A 20,475-nucleotide genomic window follows, 5' to 3' on the forward strand; every position below is an offset into this window, starting at 1 on the left:
GGCTACCATTATAGCAGAAAATCGGTTTGATTTAATAGGTAGTAACTAAATTTATTTATTTAAAAATTCTTTTAGCTCTGATGCTATTTCAGTTAATGATTCTTCTTTCACTACCAAATCTTTTGGCAAAGCCTTTACCATCCGCTTGCCATACTTAGCTGTTACTAAACGCCTATCTAGGACAACTAGAGCTCCTTTATCATCATCGGAACGAATCAAGCGGCCTAAGGCTTGACGTAATCGTAACGCGGCTTTTGGCAAAGCCTCATGAGTAAAGGGATTGATTCCTTTTTCTTCAAGATAGTCATAACGTGCTTTGACAAACGGTCGTTTAGGATTTTCAAATGGTAAACGTGTCACGATCAACAGAGATAATGCTTCCCCAGGTAAATCGACACCTTCCCAAAAACTGTCAGCTCCAAGTAGGACGCTATTTCTTGAATGCGCGAAACGTTTTAGAATTTTTTCCCGACTACCGCTAATTCCCTGGGCTAAAAGGTCTCTTCCTTCATTTAAAAATTGAGGATGCAAACGATAATAAACACTAGATAAAATCTCATGCGACGTGAATAAAACCAAAATGGATCGGTCATGTTCTTGTGACAAGTCTTGAATCACGGATGCGATATAAGCTGAGAATTCTGTAGCATTCGCCTGACTGATTGCTATTGCTTCTGTTGGAATATACAAACGTGCATTTTGCTCATAATCATAAGGATCAGGTAACGTTTTAAACAACACATCTGTTAATCCTAATTTATTAGGCAAATACTTCTTATCATTCCCAAATTTCAAGGTTCCACCTGTGTATAAAATTCGTTGATAACGATCATACCAAGTCGTCTCTGGCAAAATACTTGCCTCTAAATCATTTAATGCAAGCAGCCCGTATCCTTGTGGTGTGATGCTATATTCCTTGATCCAACGTGGATGCCATTCATTGACATAAATAGCAAAACAATCCGCTAAACATTCAATCCGTTCAAAGAATTGCAGCAAACTAACGAATACAATTCGCTCTGAAGCAGTATATTTTTCCAAAGCATTCACAATCGACTGATTCAACCTATTTTGAATTTCTTGCATTTCAGTTAAGAGAATCTCGATCTTTTGAATCGACGTCTCACCACTAAGTGATAAATGATCAAATATCGGCTTTGTTAGCAACATTGCTTCTAAATTAGATGAACGATCCTTGTTAAAGAGCTGATTTATTTCGTAAAATAAATCACTAAATTCTTCCACTAGATCATTTAATGCTTTAGAATAAATCCGCAACAAACGCTGTTCTTGTGTTTCAGATTCGAAAATTTGGTTGACTTGATCAAGCAACTGATCTTCTTCCAGATAAAGACCTGCCTGCTTTTTAAAGGAAACATAGTTAAATTGACGATTCGCAATCTTCCCTGCAATATCCGGTAGATGATGAGCCTCATCAATAATCAAATACGAACTTTTCGGTAAAAGTGGCAATTCTCTGAGCGTTTCCTGTGCCAAAAATGCATGATTGACAATCAATACGTTGCTTTGTCTAATTTTTTTATAGAGAAAACGCACAAAATCTTCTTGATACAACGCATCTTGATCTGATAAAAAATCGATGCCTCGATGGGCAACATCCCGCCAAAAGATATGGTTAAAGTTCGTTAATTGTAATTCATCAAGATCTCCCGTTTCTGTTTCCACCAACCATACTGAAACACCCATTTGATACAACGCATATTGCTTTTGCTGTATTGGATTTTTTAACGTAGCTTTAAATCGTTGTAAATCGATGTAATGACGATGACTTTTAATGATTACAGCTTGAATCGGCTTGGGACAAATTTGGTTTGCTAGTGGAATATCTTTTTCCATTAATTGATTTTGCAAAACAATCGATACTGTACTGATAATAACTGGGTTATCTGGTGTAGCTAAATAGCTTAATGGAAATAAATAACCTAATGTTTTTCCTGTTCCTGTCGCAGCCTCAATAAACAAATTTTTATTTTCATCATTCGTAAAATGTTCATAAACTAAATTCATCATCCGGCTCTGCTCTGAACGATAGCCGATTGTATCTGCAAAAACTTTTTCCTTTGCTTTTTTCTTTTGCGGGAAACTTGATTTTCCATATAACTTTTCTTCATAAAGCGGAACTTCTTTTCTTCTCAAAGCAATGCCTGACACAACGTGTTGTTCTTTTGCTAGCGGTTGAATATCCTGTTTCATTTCTTCATATATATGATGGATATAAGCACTTGTATCCATGCCTGTTTGCTGACTCAAATGATCGATTGCTTCCATCGTAATCAGTGGTAAGCGGCGCATCTTGGCTTCAATCAATAACAAAAGTTCGGCCGTCACCTGTGCATCACTGTCTGCCTGATGAGGATTGTCATGAATCAACCCTAAACTTTCAGATAAATCGCCTAAACGAAAACTTTTTTCTGTTGGTAAAAATATTTGAGCTAATTCCACTGTATCAATTCCAGGAATTTTTAATTTAGGTGTACCGCAACGAAGCAATTCCTGTGTTAAAAAGGAGTAATCAAAATAAATATTATGTGCAACAAATACTGTATCGGCTAGTAAATTATAAATCGTTAGTGCCACATCTTCAAAATATGGCGCTTTTTGCACACGTGAATTACTAATGCCAGTAAGTTGCTGAATCTGTTTGGAGATCGCCTGATTAGGATTGATATCAGTCGCAAAACGGGAAACGATTTTTCCTTCTTGGATCAATACACAGCCGAATTGAATAATCCGGTCGACCAACGGATCGGTCCCAGTTGTTTCAAGATCAACTACTGCATATGTCTGCTTTTTTTTCATGGACTTCCCCGCCTTTCCTCTACCCTTGAAAATTATACTACAAAATGAACTTTTTTTTTAGTATTAGTTTGAAAGGTTTGGTAGTGAAGATGTTTTGGTTATCTTAGTTCTGTCCAACTGTCACATTCGTTTCTTTTCTGGTTATCAAAAGAAGGATCATTCTTGATTAGTTGTTAGAATGATTCTTTTGATTTTTTATAGCTCGTCTAAAAAAAGTTGAATCTGTTTTTTAGTTTTTAGAACTATTACTTTTTTAGTTTTAGGAAGGTTTTGTATCTCTTCAAGAATCTCAACCTTTTGTTTGTTCGGGAAATTCCATACCCACTTTAAAAAACTTAAATCAAACTTCTCAGGACAATTCGGTTGCATATCAGGTCTGGTCAAACCGTTAAATTTTTTTACTCTTTTCAAAATCTGATAAATACATACATATCTATTTCTATCTAAAAATAGTATAGTATCTGCCGCTTTGATTCTCATACCAAGAGTTGCGCCATAGTTTCCGTCAATGATCCATGAAGGTTTCATGATCAAATTATTTTGTACTTCAATTTGGTATTCTCTATCTGTCATTTCCCAATTCGGTTTCCAAAGTAATTTATCTAAATGAAAAACTTCAATACCTAACTTCTCACCTAATCTAAGTGCCAAGGTTGACTTACCAGCTCCACTTGAGCCGATTAAAATAATCTTTTTCATGGGTATTCCCTCCAATAAAATTTTTTCGGAAATTTTATTATACCATCAATAACGTAACTTGGTATGGTTTAGTTAAACTGAACGTACAGCTTATAAAGGAACTTTTTAACATATACTACTTTTGAAACTAATAAAAAAAGAGCCGTTCAAAGTTCTGAAATGAGCCCCCTAAGTTAGACCAGAAAATCTAACTTAGGGGGCTTTTTATAGTGGCTAAATATGATTATGACTTTAAAAATCAGTAGTTGAAACATATCAGAGGGGAGAAGGTGGGGATATATTTTCTATCAAAGTGTAAAAAGCAATTGCTTCGTCTTGATCATCAACTACTTAAGCTATGTGAATGGTTGATTGTTTAAAAAAAATTTCTTTCAAATTTTAAATCTACTAATCTATTATTTTATCCGTACTCTCTATTTTGACTTTTTGCTTGAATTTTGGACTGCTTTAAACAATGTTTGGAACTGACCTTTAAATGTCATTGTTTGCTCAAAAATATCTTCTCCATCATTTAACATCTTGACAGTCACCCAACCAAGCGTTTCTGTAATCGAACTTGCAACAGTAGCATTTATGGCAGCACCAGCAACTGTTCCCACACCTGGAAGAAGTTTTATTAAGTTGCCAACTGCACTTTTCCCAAGCCCTACGACAACAATTTCTTTCCCAATACTCTTGCCCATACTTTCAGACCAAGATTGCCCAAATAATTTATGCAAACGAGCCATCATAGTCAATTGGATAGGGACAAGTAACAAGGCATCTGAAAAAGGAATTGGTGAACAGCCTATAATAGCAGCTGTTAATGACGCCGCATGGACTATTTTATGGCATTTTCTTTTCGTTTCTTCATCGACACCTTCCAAAAATTCATCAAAAATACTATCGAATTGCGTTTTGCTTTTAGCCAAGATTTTTTCAGCACGATCTTTCGATTTCCCATAACTATTTAGGATCACTGTTGATGTTTTTGCTGGAAATTTTTTTATTACTTCAGAAAAAAATGATTCAAATTCTTTTTCATCTGAGCTTGCGTTTTTTTCTTCATATTGTTGTGTATTCGTTTTGCTCCTTTTTAGGAATGATTTTTTTTCATCTGTCGTTTTTTTCTTTAAACGTTTCTTCATCATTCATTACCTCCAATTATGTTTCATAAACTATGTATACATACACGTAATGCTTCTATACTCTAATCATACAATAGAAATCTTATTTCACCAAAAGACAGCACTTTTGACATTAAAGCGGCTCACATTACACAGTACTTTTGAATATAATCTGAAAATAAAAGTCTGTTATCGAATGAAAATAAGCGCTAATTTTTTCTTTGCTTATTCATTTACAGACGGTCAGGATAACTATTCTTATAAAAAATCCAGGTATCAATCACATATGACTGATACCTGGATTTTTTTATTCTCACTAATTGCTTTCATTTCTATATGAATAATGGTCTTTTACATTTTTCTCATCTACATGCATAATTATAATTTTGCTCCTCATTATGCTATAGGCGCTCTATTGTTTACATCACGTCATCTGTCGATAATTGCTTCCCTTTCAACGCATATAATGACTAGTTTGAAGTATCACCAATGTATTTTAAAACAAATTCAATATGTTCTGTGTTTAATTTTACACTTGAATTATTATATTTTCCGCCTGAAACATGTACAGCTATTATTTCGTGATTTTCATTGAAAATGGGTGAACCAGATTGTCCACCAACAGTATCAATATCATGGTCGATGCGATTCGTCGATTGTCTTATAATTTTTCCTTTGGACTCCCACATCGTTCCAAACGGTTTGTCACCAGGATACCCCATACTTGAAATGGTATTTCCAATCGATACAGTATTAGTTAGAACCATTGGATTCTGCTTAACAACATCGCCAATACTGTGACCATTGTTTTCTTCAAGTGTAAGTACAGCAATATCATGGTCAAGATCTACTTTATCCAAATATCTTTGAGGAATGTGAACTTGTTTGATTTTGAACTTTCCATAAGGAAGAGTAGCGCCATTTCTCCCAGGAATAACATAATTAGTGGCTTTGGTCGGATTTTCCATAATTCTTTTTACAACATGTGCAGCAGTCAATACAGTATTTTTCCCAATAACAGCACCCGATCCCATGTATCCATTTGATGAGACATAAACCGTACTTTGATAAGGTGCAAGTGTGGTGTCAAAAACTCTAGAACGTTCATCGACACCAATAATGGAACGGTGTTCTACACCTACCGCTTCTGATTTAGGAGCAAAACTAAAAAATGTAGCACCTAATAAAAACACACCAATAAAACCTATTTTTAACAATTTCAAACGAATTAACCCCTTTCTTTATCTAAAAATATTCACCTATTAAATATAGGATAGTACTTTTATAAAAGTGTAATACATAAAATTATTTCTATCAATAAGTATTATATAGTTTTTTGAAATAGCTATCATCTACTCCCTTTTTAAATAAAAACAGTAATGGATCGTCTTTCAACGTATCGCAAAATAGAGACCTGTGAATTGTCACACTCACCAAAAAAACTAGAGCAAAACTGATCCAGTTTTACCCTAGTCTTTTAAACATCTAATTCACTTTTTTCTATCTCGTAGTTATTTTTCAACTGGCATCAAGCTTAGGTTTTGCATATATTGATCCATTAAAATATATCCTTCTAAGCGACGTAATAAGTCAACTGAACAGCGAACTTTTTTACCAAACAACGAACGACTGTAGGCAATTTCACGCATTTCTTGTAAAAAGTCATCTAAAGAAGATACTAACTCTCCACAACTTAAGCGACCACATATCAAGACATCTTCTTTTCGTTGTCTTAATACTTGCCCCCATGAATAATTTAAATATTCTGCCAGGCTGATTTGAGCAAGTAACTCTGAACGGAGGATATTTTTTTTCTGTGGTTTATTTTTCTTTGTCCCTAATCGCATGCGTTTATTCATAAAACACAAGTAAATTTCATCTTCTAAGTTTTCCATCTCACTCTTAGAAAAATTTGGAATTCTCGCAGGAGCTACAATTCTTTTTCTTAATTTCAGTTGCTTAGAGAAACGTGGCCAGTTGCTTGGCGTTGCCTTTTGCGTTTTTCCTTTTTTGAAAACTAACAAATCCAGATCTAATGGTTCGAGCGTACCAATTTGCTTCTCGGTTTCTTTTTTTACATCCGACTTGACACTTGCTTTTGTTGTCTCTAATTGTTGACGTTTCAATTTGATTGAAGTACGTTCTTTTTTTGGTGCTTCGTTATTTTCCTCGTCTAGGTCTTGTGATATTGTAGGCTCGTCTTCTACTTGGAAATCTTCTTGAATTGGTTTTTTCGCCAATTCGTTCGGCAACTTTTTTTCCGTTTCTGCGCCTAATTCTTCCACTGGTTCTTGTTCGACAGCTTCTTCAACTAACGCCTCATCAATCAAATCAACCTCGACATCTACACTTTTATCCGCTTCAGTCTGTTCAATCGTTGGCTTTTCGGCTCTATCTTCTTCAACAACTAAAGGTTGCGCTCTTTTAAGATGGATTGTCTGAATACTTCTAGAGATAATCGGATTATTTTTCGGTGCATGCCATTCAACTTTTCCTTGATTGATTGTTTCTGTTAAATCATTCATCATTTTCCGTAGACGAAAAATCTCATTTGACGTCTCGAGCATTTGCTTCATCATTCCCTGTATCTCTCCAGCGTTCAATGTCGCTTCACTTCGATAAACCAGTGAATGCCCTTCTTTGTCAAGCGCAATTTCTTCAAACCATTGTTTCAAGTTCATGCGAAGTTCTCTTCTAGTTGGTTCAAAACTACCTATCAATAAGGTGTAAAACATGATTTCCGTTTCAACATACATATAAATCTTTTTAACGACTAATTCTTCGAATTCTTCCGTTTCATCCCAGCTGTCACAAATTGCATCAAAAAAGGCCTCTCCTTCAGCTAGATTTTGATAATCTTTTGCTAGATTCAATTTTCGAACTAAATAAAATGAATATGGCGTATCCACATTATCGGCATATATCTCACGCCCAAGATAATCAGGATCAACTTCTTTACAAATATAGGTTGATCTTTCTTCTTTTATTGATTGACGTTGTCGTTTACTGATTGTTCTCACTTCCTCAATTTTTTTCCTGTCTAAATCGTATCATTTTTTTAGAAAAAAAAACAGACTTCCACTTCTATTATACCGATAAAAATAAAAAAATGTTCTCATTTTTTTACAAATATATTAAATTAAAAGAAAAACAACGCTCGAAATCATATTTTTAACACCTAAAAAATACTTAACTCCGCAATTTAAAAGAAAAAAAGAGGATGGGACAGAAGTGTTTAACCCTGAGAAATAAGAGGAAATTTACGACAATTGATCTTCAAATTTTTGTGACCAAGTAGGTACTGTGCAACATCAACTTGTTCCTTGTTGTGTTTTACAGCAATTTCAGCTTATTTCCGAAGGGGTTACTTCTGCTCCCACCGTTTATCCGGATTCCATGAGAGATACGACTCGAAAAGTTGTGACCCTTTCACTCTCTTTGATTGATTTATGCATTCTTTTTTTCACGTCTTGCTATAGCTGGTAAAATCATCCCTAGTAAAATCAAGACAACTGGTGTGATAATATTAGAACCTAATTGGAAGAACCAAGCTTTAGGGTCAGCTGCAAAATCAAATTTCGGAACCATTCCTAAAATACAAGCAAACGCTGTAAATAAGAAACACCATGCCCCAAAACCAAAGGCGATTTTGGGATTTTTTATAAACTTATATTCAGAGGAATAATTTTTATACGCTTTATTTAACATCATATAAGCAAAGAATACCCATAAATAACGCATTGGCATCACAACTGAATTCAAGTTAGTCAACCATTTCACTAGTTCTTTGATGTTGTCGATCCCAAACATTGGCAGTACGATGATAATACTCACTAAAACACCCGTTAATAGATACCCATTGATCAACGTTCCTTTTTTACTTCTCTTACGTAACGCCGCAGGAACGTAATCTGGATCTGCATCGGCTAAAAGGATTTGTAATGGTGCATCGATCGAAAAAGCCAATGCTGAAATTTGTCCGATACCGTTTGTGATTGCATAAATGATCATTAATAAATTTCCAACACCATAATACTCACCTAATAGTTGGAAAGCAGTATACGCACCATTTGCCATTAAATCTTCTGGGATATTATTACTTGCAAATAACATACCCATGGCAAAAGAGCCTAATACAGCTGAAACACCAACCATTGACGCTAAAAAAATCATTCCTTTAGGAAATTCTTTGGCTGGATTTCTCATTGAATTGACATAAGGTGAAATCTTTTCTGCTCCACCAACAGCAAAGACCAGCATGGAAACAGTCGTAAAGTAACTAAAATCAAATTTAGGAATATACGTACTGATTTTATCCATGTGAGGCGTTGCAAATTCAACTGTAGAATTCATCATTGGCGCACCAATTGCTAAAAGAATGAATAACATCGACATCACAAAAATTGCAGTTCCGGCCATGCCACCAATAACTTTTAATGTCATTAACCCTCTCGTCGACAATAGTAAAAAGAGTAAGAAAATGGCAAGCGAGATTACTGTAATACCTACAACTGAAAAATTATTCACAATATCGCCATTTCCCTGAATTGCCCAACCAAAGGCAATCAATACTAACTGAGGTTTTTGAGCTAAATAGGGAATATGTACGACCCAATATGTCCAAGCTGCGTAATACGCTAAACGCTTCGTACTAGTATTTTGAACCCAGGAACTGACACCCCCACTACTATCTTTAAATGTTGAACCTAGTTGTCCGACAATCAATGCATACGGAATAAAATATAAGACCAAAATCAAGATCCAGGATATTACAACTGATATGCCTTGTTGTGCATAGTTATTCACGACATTCCCCAAGCCCCAAACCATGTTGAACGCTATCAGACCAACGGTAAACCACCGCATCTGCTTTTGTTCCATCAAAACAGCTCCTATCCATCATTAAGTATAAAATTACTTTTTAAGCATAATCATTTTTAAGACTTTAAACAAGCGTTCACATGCCTAAATATCGATCTTATCAGCAATTTATTAGATAAAAAATCCAATGATTCATCTTTTTTAATGATTCACTTTTTCTTTAACATCTAATAAGACTGAAACCTTGATAAAACAAAGGTTCAGTCTTATATATTACTGTATAGATTATTTACTTTTTTCTCATGAAGATTAGAGTTTGACCAATAAGAATAAAACTAAATTTAACCAATGAACTGTTCTAAGCATAAAAGAGCAATAACTCTCAGATTCAAAGGGTCCCTTCTAACGAGCGCCTGGACCAAAATGACTCCCATAGTATTTGTTTAAACTATAGATTACTATTGAATTTCCTCTATTGGAATGTTCAACGCTTTAGCAACTCTTGTCCCATAGTCTTTATCCGCTTGATAAAATTGTTTGATTTCTAAAATCTGTATTTCTCGATTGTCCACTTGGCCTAAATTTGATTTAATGGTTTGAACTAAACGTTCTTTTTCATCTTCTGGAATCAAACGATAAAGGTCACCAGCTTGAGCATAGTGGTCTGGTCCATATTCATACGTACCAGCCTGCCCTTCTACATCAAATGGCGTAATCGCCGCAGATTCGTCTTGAACGGGTCCTCCTTCACTATTTGGCTCATAGTTAACTGCCCCACCCTGATTATTCCCTTGCATGAACCCATCTCTTTCATAGTTATTGACCTCATTGTGTGGTTTATTGACAGGTAATTGATCGTAATTAACACCTAGACGATAGCGAGCTGCATCTTTGTAGGCAAATAGTCTTCCTTGTAATAACTTGTCTGGTGAAACTTCTATCCCAGGCACTAAGTTTGCTGGTGAAAAAGCGATTTCTTCAACATCTGTAAAATAATTTTGAGGATTTTCGTTTAATGTCATCGTACCGACTTCGATTAAGGGATACTCTTTTTGTGAAACGACTTTCGTTACATCGAATAAATCATACTTGTAGTTCAACCCTTCCTCGTATGGAATGAGCTGCACACAAAGTGTCCATGAAGGATAGTCTCCAGTTTCAATCGCTTGAAATAGTTCATCCATCAAATAATCTGTGTTTTGAGAAGCAATTTGGGCAGCAACATCATCTGTTAAGTTTTTCACTCCTTGATTGGTTCTAAAGTGATACTTTACCCAAAATACTTCGCCTTGATCATTAACCCATTTAAATGTGTGACTACCGTATCCGTGCATCGTGCGGTAGCTTGCAGGGATGCCACGATCAGCCATCAAAATCGTTACCTGGTGGACAGATTCAGGGGAATGAGACCAAAAATCCCACTGCATATACGGATCGCGTAAATGTGTTTTAGGATCGCGCTTTTGAGAATGAATAAAATCAGGAAATTTCAATGGATCTTGAACAAAAAAAACTGGTGTATTATTGCCGACAATATCATAATTTCCTTCTTCTGTATAAAACTTGACTGCAAAACCTCTGACATCACGGTACGTATCGATATATCCTGATTCCCCAGCAACTTGAGAAAAACGGATCGCAACTCTTGTCTTTTTTCCTACCCCGTTAAAAAGCCCAGCTTTTGTGTAGTTACTCATGTCATTTGTTAGTTCAAACTCTCCAAAAGCACCAGCTCCTTTAGCATGAACGACTCTTTCAGGAATTCTTTCGCGGTTAAAATGAGCTAGTTTTTCCAAAAGGTGAACATCTTGGATCAATACTGGTCCTCTTTTTCCCGCAGTTTGCGAGTGTTGATTATTGGCAATAGGTTGTCCTTCACTTGTGGTCATTTTTTTACTCATATTTTCACTCTCCTATATATTCTTTACATAATAATAATAACTCTAACGAGATTTTTGTTCAAATAAAAGAGAGTCGGTTGAAACGTAAAGGTTTCAACCGACTCTCCTTCTATTAATCGTTTTAACTGCATTACTCATCAGCAGCTTCGTTTTTTTCTTCTCTAACAGCATGAAGCCCTAGTTTTATCTCTTGTCTTTTTTGAACTAAAACGTAGATAAACCCAATCAAAAATGGTAATACAAAGCTACCAAAACGGTACAATAACAAAGAAGACACTGCATCGACCGTTCCCACTAAAGGTTTAAATAGTAATAAATACACAAATTCAAATGGACCAATTCCAGCTGGCGTTGGAAATACTCCCGATAAAATAACAGAAAAACTGGTAAAAGAAAGAACTAGCAGTAAATCAATATTCGGATGATTTTCAACCAATACAACATATGGAATCACGTACCAAAAAAGTAACTTCGCTACATTCCAACCGAAAATCCGAATCATCGCTGAACGATCTTTCGTAATTGTTTGAACTGTTTCTCTTAATGAATAGATTTGCAAATTACACTTATCTACCCAATCTCGCAATTTTTTTCTCTTAAAATGCTTGTTACTCCAACTAATCAATAAAACTTGAAGATTGATACTACTTGAAAGAATAAGTAGTGACAATATAATCACAAACGTCAACACAACACCTACTAAAATGAACGGAATCATTTTTGGTGCATGCTCATAAAATAATGAAAATTGCACAATCAGTCCTAGGACTGACAAAAAAATAACAGCAGCTTTATACATAATCATATGCAAGGCCGTTACACCGACTCCTTGAGAAACGGCCAATCCTTTTTTCTTATAAAAGTAAATTTCAGAAAGTAATGTTCCCGTTCCAAACGAGATCACACGATAAAAGGCCACGTAACAAGACGTGAAAAAACCATCTTTTGTTGAGAAATCCTTTTGAAAATAAGAAGCAATCTCTTTGATAGAGCGACCTTCAACAATTTGATAAATGACACCTAACAAAATAACAAGAGCGACAACGATCCAACTTGTTCTCATCAATTGAGCAAATATATCGCTAAGAGAATTATCCATTACATAAATAATTACTCCGATAATAATGGCCAACAAGCCGATATTCAGGAAAACCTTTGTTTTTGAATTGCTTTTCATAGTCTCTCCTTACTAAATTTAAATTCACGATTATCTTTTATAACTAACAAAACTAATTGCAATAGCTACAAGTGTACCAAAGATAAAGAAAAAATAAAAGCGTAATTTTCTCGTTTTATGATGAAAAAGTTGTTGCGCGAGTAAGCCGCCCATTCCTCCACCTATCAACCCTATAAACAAAAGATCAAATTCAGGAACCCGCCATTTTCTTCTTTTAGCTCGTTGTTTATCAAGATACATCGCAAAAAATTCAACCAAATTTACGATGAGCAAATACACCCATGGCAAATGTTTCAACAAACCTGTCATTGATTTTCCTCCAACTTTCAGTCTCTTAATGGAACATCTTGAAAGACCAAGTCATGTAACGTTAATTTAATCATTTCATAAAAATTTACGCTTGTTCTTCTGGAACAAATACGGTCAAGCCGTGTTTAATAACATTCATTTGAATCGGTAGATCCTCACTTGGATCTCCATCGACACGAGTCCCAACTTTCTTTTCGCTCAAGCTTTTAATGGTTATTTCAGCTGCCGTCATATACTTGATTCCAGGAAGTTCATAGATTTTGCCTAAAATAATTTTGGGTAGGTAAAAAGCTAGTTTAAAAAAGTTTAATTTTGGTAAAATCGTTAGATGAAACAAACCATCATCTGGAGATGCTGAATTATCAAAATTCGTATAGCCACCCACAGAATTAGTCATCGTCACGGTAACAAGCTGTGTTTTCCCTTGCCATTGCTCTTTTTCTGTTTTGATTTCTAACCGATAACGTTTTTTCTTTGCGAGTAATTTGAAAAAGTTTTTAATAAAAATAAGTTTACCATATTTTTGTTTCTCTTTTTGGCTAATTCGAGCCGCTGTATCTGCTAAAATACCGATCGTCATGGTGCTAACGATGACTTTTTGATTGATCATGCCATAATCGATTTTTCTTGTTACTCCACCTAAAATCACATCAGCGGCTGCTTCAAATTTTAGCGGGATCCCCAAAACCCTTGCCATATTATTAACAGTACCACCAGGCAATAATCCAACATTTAGATGTGGTAATTCTTTTTGAAAGTCTTCAACATTATGATTGATCGTACCATCACCACCGATAAAGATTAGTGTATCGATATTTTCAGTCTTTGCTTTTTTAACGGTCTTTTGACTATCACAATCTGGACCAACTTGTTCTAATAGAAAATGCGTGTCTGTTTGACCATGATTTTTGGCATAGTCTACAAACTGTTCGGCTAATTCTTTGCCTTTATCTTTACCAGATGTTTTATTAAAAAGTATCATTACATTTTCCATTTAAGTTCCTCCTAAAATTTAAAGTATAGCGGGCTCATCCTGCTCTGACAGAAAAATAGGAAGTAAGTCACTACCTGTAACATTACTCCCTCTTTTTAAATTTTACTACAATTATGAATAGTGATTTCCTTTATTTTGCGTTGGATTCTACAATTTTCACGATAACATCCGTTGCTTTTTCCATCGCTTGTAATGAGACAAACTCAAAACGACCATGCATATTTTCGCCACCAGCAAAAATATTAGGTGTTGGAATACCTAAATATGAAATTTTAGAGCCATCCGTTCCGCCTCGGACAGGTTCGATTAATGGTTCGATATCAAGCTCGATCATCGCATTTTTCGCTAATTCAATAATGCTCATATCTTTCTCGATTATTTCCCCCATGTTGTAATATTGATCAAACAAATCAATCTGAACTCGTTCATGGTCAAATGGCTGATTCATGATTTCTTGAATGTTACGAATCAATGTTTTCCGTGCTTCAAATTTTTCACGATTATGATCACGAATGATGTACGTCATTTGCGCTTCTTCTGGCGTTCCACTCATTTGTGCTAAATGGAAAAATCCTTCGTCACCCTCCGTTTTTTCAGGAACTTCATTTTGCGGTAATTGGTTATGAAAATCGATTGCTAATTGTAGCGCATTGATCATCGTATCTTTGGCTGTTCCTGGATGTACATTTTTCCCTTGTATCGTTACTTCAGCCTGTGCTGCGTTGAATGTTTCATATTGTAATTCACCCACTGGACCACCATCCATTGTATAAGCGAAATCAACATTAAATTGCGCTACATCAAATTTATCCGCTCCAACACCGATTTCTTCGTCAGGACCAAAAGCTACTCGGATCGTTCCATGTTTGATTGAGGGATTTTTAATCAAAATTTCCATAGCTGTCATAATTTCGGCGATCCCAGATTTATCATCGGCACCTAAAAGCGTCGTACCATCTGTGGTGATTAACGTTTGATTTGCATAGTTTTTTAAGTTCGGAAAATCCTTCGTATTTAACGTGTATTTCCCTTCGCTATCTAAATTGATTGTTGACTCACCATCATACTTTTCAATAATTTGTGGATTAACGTTTACCGCATTAAAATCTGCTGTATCCATATGAGCAATAAAGCCGATTGAACGAACTTCTTTGTCTACGTTACTCGGTAAAGTAGCCACTACAAAACCATTTGTTTCGTTGTATACAACATCGCTCATACCAATTTCTTCCAACTCTTTTTTTAGCGTTTGGGCAAAATCAACTTGCGTTTGCGTTGAAGGCGTTGTTTCACTTTTTGGATTAGAGCGTGTTTCTGTTTTTACGTAGCGTAAAAAACGTGGCAATAAATTTTCATACATTCGTCGGTTCCTTCTTTCTACATTATCTAAATTTAAACGGGTTCGTATTTACTTCTGATTCGATAAAGGTTATATCCCAATTATAATCTTTTTTCCATTGATTGAATAGTTCGACCAACTTCGGTTTGCATAATTGTTCGATATAATGCCCTGGATCGATTACAGTTAATCCTTCTGTTAACATATCATGCCCAGTATGATAATAGACATCTCCTGTAATATAAACATCTGCCTGCTTTTTAAGGGCATCTCGGAAGAATTTTTCACCACTGCCCCCACAAATTGCAACGCGCTGAATCCGCTTGTTCTCATCTTCAGCTACAATTCTCAGACCATCTAAATCAAAGGTTTCTTTTATAGAGGAAACAAACTCTTTTAAAGAGACTGCTTTGTTTAAGTTTCCAACTCGGCCCAAACCGTATTCTTTAGTGATATTTTCTATTGGGTACACATCATATGCTGGTTCTTCATAAGGATGTGCCTCCAACATTGCTTGAATGACGTTTTCTTCGATTGTTTCTGGGAATATCACTTCGATTTTTGCTTCTTGTACTGCTTCTTCTTTGCCAATCGAGCCAATGGTTGGATTCGCACCAACCGTTGGTGTGAATCGTCCTGTTCCAATCAGTGAATAACTTGTATTGATATAATCCCCTTGAAGTCCTGCACCTGCTTGACCTAGCACTTTACGTATCTTTGTTGCATCATCTACAGGTACAAAAACAGCTAATTTTTTATATGCTATCGTATGCGTTTTCGTTAGATAACTCGTATCTTGAATCCCCAACAATTCACAAAACCAGTCATTCAAGCCATTATCAATAATATCCATATTCGTATGCGCTGCAAAAACAGCAATATCATGTTTTAATAAATCAGCGTACATGTTGGTTTGTAAATCATTTGTATCTAACCGTTTGACTGGTCTGAAAATAGGGGGATGCTTGGCGATAATCAAGTCAACGTTTTTTTCGATTGCTTCAGCAACTACTTCCGGTCGAACATCCAGTGTCACCATCACTCGATCGATCTTTTTATTCACTGTTCCAATCTGTAACCCTACAGGATCACCTGCTTCAGCTAGCCACTGCGGACAATACTCTTCAAAACGTTCAATAAAAACAGTCCCATCAAGACTCATTTTGCAAAACCTCCCTGATTTCAGTGAGTTCATTTTCTATTTGTTGTATTCTTGCTTGTTGATCTCCAGCTGCTTTAGCTAATTGTGCTAAAATGGTTTCTCTCTGTTTTAATTCTCCTTGCCATTTTTTTTGAAAAATAGGTGATTGCTTTTTTAGTAGAATAGGGCCGAAAAGTCGCTCTTTTTCTGAGTATGCGACTCTTACCTCTTGTCTAGAAGCTACAATTATTTCATAAATTTTATTATTTTCTTCTAAAATATCTTCTTCTATAATGGTGTACCCGTGCACTGTCAACCAGTCACGCAATGGTTTCTCCCCAATATTGGGTTGTAATACAAGACGTTCATTTCCTTGAAGACGCTGATTATTCCAACCTGCATCTAAAATATCACGAATCAAGACACCTCCCATACCACAAATTGTAACAGCTGTGATCTTATCTAATTTCTCTATAGCATCTAAACCATCCGCTAAGCGAACAACGATTTGATCTGTCAAACCATTTTTCTTCACTTGTTTTTTGGCTGCTTCATACGGACCTGTTACGACTTCCCCCGCCACCGCAAAATTAAGTTTCTTTTGTAAAACTAATGCTACTGGTAAATACGCATGGTCAGAACCGATATCTGCTAAACGGCTTTGTTCAGGAACTAATTCTCCCACACGTGCTAAACGTTTTGATAATTGATTTTCATTCATTTGACATATTCCTCCGTGGTTATTATACCATTCAAAAATCAGGTTGAAAACGTTGAAAGAAGGAATTTAGTTACAATTTCTTTTTCAGCTCAATTAAATGATTTAGCTGATACAAACATAGTACAACAATCAGCTTTTTTTGCCTTATATTTAGCGCCCTCCTTCATTTTGATTGAATAATTGCGATTCAAAAAGCGTTGCCTTCAACGGTGTTTCTTGGCGCATTTTTTCTACTACATCTAGGTGCCTACTTTGTGAGGATCAACTGATTTTTGATATCAATCCAACTATCATCGACTTCATTTCTGCCAATAAAAAATTTTCTTCCTTTGCTGTTTTCACTAAGTGTTTCCACATTTTCTGATCCTTCCAATACAGATCGATTTCTTGGTTTGTGCTCTATCATAAAAAAGAGGTTCGGATCTAACTCTTCCAGCTACATCCGAACCTCTGCTATTCATTTTATTTTGACAACCAGTTTCCGACTTCTTTCAAAGCATCACTGATTCCTGCTGGATTTTTACCACCAGCTTGTGCCATATCTGGACGGCCACCACCGCCACCACCTACTTTTGGTGCAATTGTTTTGATCAAGTCGCCAGCTTTTAGACCTTTTTCGTTCGCTGCCTTAGACATCGCTGCTAATAAGCTGACTTTGTCTTCTTGCGCTGTTGCTAACACTAAGACATCTGACAATTCTTTTTGTTTCCATTGATCCGCTAACTGACGCAATTGATTCATATCTTTTACGTTTACTTGTGCGGCAATATACGTTGTACCAGCAACTTCTTTGATTTCCTTAAAGATGTCACCAGCTTGTTGATTGGCTAATTTGCCAGCAAGTTGCTCATTTTCTTTTTGTAAATCACGTAATTGTTGTTGTAATTGTTCCGTTTTTGACACAACTTCTTTCAATTGAGGTGATTTAACGATTCCTGCAATTGCTTTTAATTGTTTTTCTTCTTCATTCATTAATTCATACGCTTCTTTACTTGTAACAGCTTCGATTCGGCGAACACCGGCACCGATTCCTGATTCAGAAACGATTTTGAAAATACCGATATCTTCTGTATTTGTTACATGCGTCCCTCCACAAAGCTCGATTGAATAGCCACCTATATTGACAACACGGACTTCTTTCCCGTATTTTTCACCAAATAAAGCCATAGCACCCATATTTTTCGCTGTGTCGATATCTGTTTCGACTGTTTCAACAGGAATTGCTTCCCAGATTTTTTCATTAACGATCGTTTCCATTTGAACTAACTCTTCTGCTGTCACTTGACCAAAATGAGTGAAGTCAAAACGTAAATGTCCTGGAGCAACTAATGAACCTGCTTGATTCGCATGATCCCCTAAAATATCTTTTAATGCGCGGTGTAGTAAATGCGTCGCAGTATGATTTTTCAATATACGATTGCGCATTTTTTCATCTACATGTAATTCGTACATTGCACCTTCAACTAGTTTTCCAGTCACTTGAACCGTGTGTAAGAATTGGCCATTTGGTGCTTTTAAGACATTTTCTACCTGAGCTACAATCGTACCATTTTGATCTTTGATTGTTCCGTGATCGGCAACTTGTCCTCCCATTTCTGCATAGAAAGGCGTTTCAGCAAAAATCAGTTGAGCTGTCCCTTCTGAAAGCTCGCTAAGAATTTCTTCCTCTTTTAAAATAATTAAAAGTTTGCTTGTCGCTTCTAAATGACTATACCCGACAAATTTACTTTCAACTTTAATATCCGTTAAAACAGCCGATTGAACACCCATTGATGTTGCTTTACTTCTAGCAGAACGAGCCCGTGTTCTTTGAGCTTCCATTTCTTTTTCAAATCCAGCATGATCTACTTTCAAGCCTGAATCTTCTGCAACTTCTTCTGTTAATTCCACAGGAAAACCATACGTATCGTACAATTTGAAGATATCTTTTCCATTTAACGTATCTTCCTTGGTCGCTTTTACTTTCTCAATCAACTCATTTAAAATATCTAATCCTTCATTAATTGTTTCATGGAAACGTTCTTCTTCTGTGCGTACAACTTTTTCGATAAATTCTTTTTGTTGTAGTACTTCTGGATAATAACTTACCATTACTTCGCCAACTACCGGAACTAGTTTGTACAAGAAAGCTTCGTTAACTCCTAATTTTTTGCCATGCATAACCGCACGACGTAATAAACGACGCAAGACATAGCCACGACCTTCATTTGATGGTAACGCTCCATCACCGATTGCAAACGATAATGCACGGATATGGTCAGCAATGACTTTAAATGAAATATCCGTTTGCGGTGATTGGCCATAGGTTACTCGTCCGCTTAATTTTTCTACTGCATGTATGATTGGCATAAATAAATCTGTTTCAAAGTTCGTCGGTGCATTTTGAACGATGGAAACCATACGCTCTAAGCCCATGCCCGTATCAATATTTTTATGAGGTAACGGCTCGTAGGTATCATCTGCTTGGTGGTTAAATTCAGAAAATACTAAGTTCCAAATTTCTAAATAACGTTCATTTTCACCGCCAGGATAATTTTCTGGATCATCTTCTGCAACATCGTTAAACGACTCACCACGATCGTAGAAGATTTCTGAATCTGGACCACAAGGCCCTGCACCGATATCCCAAAAATTATCTTCAATATCAATGATATGATCCATTGATAACCCAACTTCTTCATGCCAAATCCGCTTTGCTTCGGTGTCTTTTGGGTAAACTGTGACATATAATTTTTCAGGATCAAAGGCCATCCATTCAGGAGACGTTAAAAATTCCCACGCCCAATGGATTGCTTCTGTTTTAAAATAATCACCGATCGAGAAGTTCCCTAACATTTCAAACATGGTATGGTGACGCGCTGTTTTCCCAACGTTTTCAATATCATTGGTACGAATCGATTTTTGCGCATTCGTGATTCTTGGATTTTCTGGAACGACTGAGCCATCAAAATATTTCTTCAATGTTGCAACACCTGAATTGATCCATAATAAGGTTGGATCATTGACAGGCACTAAAGACGCACTCGGCTCCACAGAGTGTCCTTTTGATTTGAAAAAATCTAAATACATTTGACGAACTTGACTACTTGATAATTGTTTCATTGTTCGATTCCTACTTTCCTCACTGGATTAGTTGATCTTAAGCAATAAAAAAAGTGATACTCACTGCAATACAAGGACGAAAAATCGCGGTACCACCTTGTTTGCAATGAAATCACTTGAACCATTCATTACCTCTTAAACTCTATAACGCAGAGTAGCGTTGATATTTCTATCAAAAATGACGTAAAGGGAGCAATTACGTTTTTGAGCTATTCTTCTTTCAGCAATGAAGAACTTTCTGTAAGCACGAGAAAACGAACCATATCCTTTAGTTTCCTTACAAATTATAATGAAGTTTCAAAAAAATGTCAATGGATTCATTTTTTTTCATTGTTGATTACGATC

14 protein-coding genes are annotated in these 20,475 nt (G+C 35.9%); all 14 read right to left on the bottom strand.

The features are described from left to right. Nucleotides 1–51 precede the first annotated feature (51 nt). Complete coding sequence (locus IGJ34_RS09280; protein WP_430597276.1) at nucleotides 52–2,820, bottom strand: helicase C-terminal domain-containing protein; 2,769 nt, start codon at nucleotides 2,818–2,820, stop codon at nucleotides 52–54. Nucleotides 2,821–3,015: 195 nt separating this feature from the next. Beyond that, nucleotides 3,016–3,519, bottom strand: a complete 504-nt coding sequence (locus IGJ34_RS09285) for a DNA topology modulation protein (protein WP_069654235.1) — start codon at nucleotides 3,517–3,519, stop codon at nucleotides 3,016–3,018. A gap of 413 nt (nucleotides 3,520–3,932) precedes the next feature. Next, nucleotides 3,933–4,649 carry a YcjF family protein gene (locus IGJ34_RS09290; protein ID WP_430597277.1) on the bottom strand — a complete coding sequence of 239 codons (717 nt, stop codon included), beginning with the start codon at nucleotides 4,647–4,649 and terminating at the stop codon, nucleotides 3,933–3,935. Between the two features lie 446 nt (nucleotides 4,650–5,095). Further along, the gene (locus IGJ34_RS09295; RefSeq protein ID WP_240485863.1) at nucleotides 5,096–5,848 is read right to left on the bottom strand and encodes a trypsin-like serine peptidase; all 753 of its coding nucleotides are present in this window, start codon (nucleotides 5,846–5,848) and stop codon (nucleotides 5,096–5,098) included. Between the two features lie 288 nt (nucleotides 5,849–6,136). Further along, nucleotides 6,137–7,645 (bottom strand): hypothetical protein, encoded by a 1,509-nt coding sequence (locus tag IGJ34_RS09300; protein WP_430597278.1) that lies wholly within the window; start codon nucleotides 7,643–7,645, stop codon nucleotides 6,137–6,139. Between the two features lie 427 nt (nucleotides 7,646–8,072). After that, nucleotides 8,073–9,506: an amino acid permease gene (locus IGJ34_RS09305; protein WP_430597279.1), complete on the bottom strand. Its 1,434-nt coding sequence runs from the start codon at nucleotides 9,504–9,506 to the stop codon at nucleotides 8,073–8,075. Between the two features lie 398 nt (nucleotides 9,507–9,904). Then, nucleotides 9,905–11,347: a catalase gene (locus IGJ34_RS09310; protein ID WP_430597280.1), complete on the bottom strand. Its 1,443-nt coding sequence runs from the start codon at nucleotides 11,345–11,347 to the stop codon at nucleotides 9,905–9,907. 130 nt (nucleotides 11,348–11,477) lie between these two features. Beyond that, a complete protein-coding gene (locus IGJ34_RS09315) occupies nucleotides 11,478–12,524 on the bottom strand; it encodes a lysylphosphatidylglycerol synthase transmembrane domain-containing protein (RefSeq protein WP_430597281.1) in 1,047 nt (348 codons plus the stop codon). Between the two features lie 30 nt (nucleotides 12,525–12,554). Further along, on the bottom strand, nucleotides 12,555–12,833 hold the full coding sequence (locus tag IGJ34_RS09320) for a DUF1294 domain-containing protein (RefSeq protein WP_430597282.1): 279 nt from the start codon (nucleotides 12,831–12,833) through the stop codon (nucleotides 12,555–12,557). A gap of 85 nt (nucleotides 12,834–12,918) precedes the next feature. Beyond that, entirely contained in the window at nucleotides 12,919–13,827 is a 909-nt protein-coding gene (locus IGJ34_RS09325) for a diacylglycerol/lipid kinase family protein (RefSeq protein ID WP_111247086.1), read from the bottom strand. 130 nt (nucleotides 13,828–13,957) lie between these two features. Continuing rightward, the gene (pepT, locus tag IGJ34_RS09330) at nucleotides 13,958–15,187 is read right to left on the bottom strand and encodes a peptidase T (protein ID WP_111247087.1); all 1,230 of its coding nucleotides are present in this window, start codon (nucleotides 15,185–15,187) and stop codon (nucleotides 13,958–13,960) included. A 22-nt stretch (nucleotides 15,188–15,209) separates the two neighbouring features. Beyond that, the gene (locus IGJ34_RS09335) at nucleotides 15,210–16,328 is read right to left on the bottom strand and encodes a Nif3-like dinuclear metal center hexameric protein (RefSeq protein WP_430597283.1); all 1,119 of its coding nucleotides are present in this window, start codon (nucleotides 16,326–16,328) and stop codon (nucleotides 15,210–15,212) included. Beyond that, complete coding sequence (locus tag IGJ34_RS09340; RefSeq protein ID WP_069654246.1) at nucleotides 16,318–17,028, bottom strand: tRNA (adenine(22)-N(1))-methyltransferase; 711 nt, start codon at nucleotides 17,026–17,028, stop codon at nucleotides 16,318–16,320. The genes IGJ34_RS09335 and IGJ34_RS09340 overlap by 11 nt, the downstream gene beginning before the upstream one ends. Before the next feature lie 462 nt (nucleotides 17,029–17,490). Continuing rightward, nucleotides 17,491–20,130 carry an alanine--tRNA ligase gene (gene alaS / locus IGJ34_RS09345; RefSeq protein WP_430597284.1) on the bottom strand — a complete coding sequence of 880 codons (2,640 nt, stop codon included), beginning with the start codon at nucleotides 20,128–20,130 and terminating at the stop codon, nucleotides 17,491–17,493. Between the last annotated feature and the right edge of the window lie 345 nt (nucleotides 20,131–20,475).

This window comes from Enterococcus sp. AZ177 (assembly GCF_050544585.1).
Lineage (GTDB): Bacteria > Bacillota > Bacilli > Lactobacillales > Enterococcaceae > Enterococcus_L > Enterococcus_L plantarum.

Bases quoted from the DNA above. Each gene is read 5' to 3' on its own strand.
- IGJ34_RS09280 (WP_430597276.1), bottom strand. From the start codon at position 2,820: ATGAAAAAAAAGCAGACATATGCAGTAGTTGATCTTGAAACAACTGGG.
- IGJ34_RS09285 (WP_069654235.1), bottom strand. From the start codon at position 3,519: ATGAAAAAGATTATTTTAATCGGCTCAAGTGGAGCTGGTAAGTCAACC.
- IGJ34_RS09325 (WP_111247086.1), bottom strand. From the start codon at position 13,827: ATGGAAAATGTAATGATACTTTTTAATAAAACATCTGGTAAAGATAAA.
- alaS (WP_430597284.1), bottom strand. From the start codon at position 20,130: ATGAAACAATTATCAAGTAGTCAAGTTCGTCAAATGTATTTAGATTTT.
- IGJ34_RS09320 (WP_430597282.1), bottom strand. From the start codon at position 12,833: ATGACAGGTTTGTTGAAACATTTGCCATGGGTGTATTTGCTCATCGTA.
- IGJ34_RS09315 (WP_430597281.1), bottom strand. From the start codon at position 12,524: ATGAAAAGCAATTCAAAAACAAAGGTTTTCCTGAATATCGGCTTGTTG.
- IGJ34_RS09335 (WP_430597283.1), bottom strand. From the start codon at position 16,328: ATGAGTCTTGATGGGACTGTTTTTATTGAACGTTTTGAAGAGTATTGT.
- IGJ34_RS09290 (WP_430597277.1), bottom strand. From the start codon at position 4,649: ATGATGAAGAAACGTTTAAAGAAAAAAACGACAGATGAAAAAAAATCA.
- pepT (WP_111247087.1), bottom strand. From the start codon at position 15,187: ATGTATGAAAATTTATTGCCACGTTTTTTACGCTACGTAAAAACAGAA.
- IGJ34_RS09305 (WP_430597279.1), bottom strand. From the start codon at position 9,506: ATGGAACAAAAGCAGATGCGGTGGTTTACCGTTGGTCTGATAGCGTTC.
- IGJ34_RS09310 (WP_430597280.1), bottom strand. From the start codon at position 11,347: ATGAGTAAAAAAATGACCACAAGTGAAGGACAACCTATTGCCAATAAT.
- IGJ34_RS09340 (WP_069654246.1), bottom strand. From the start codon at position 17,028: ATGAATGAAAATCAATTATCAAAACGTTTAGCACGTGTGGGAGAATTA.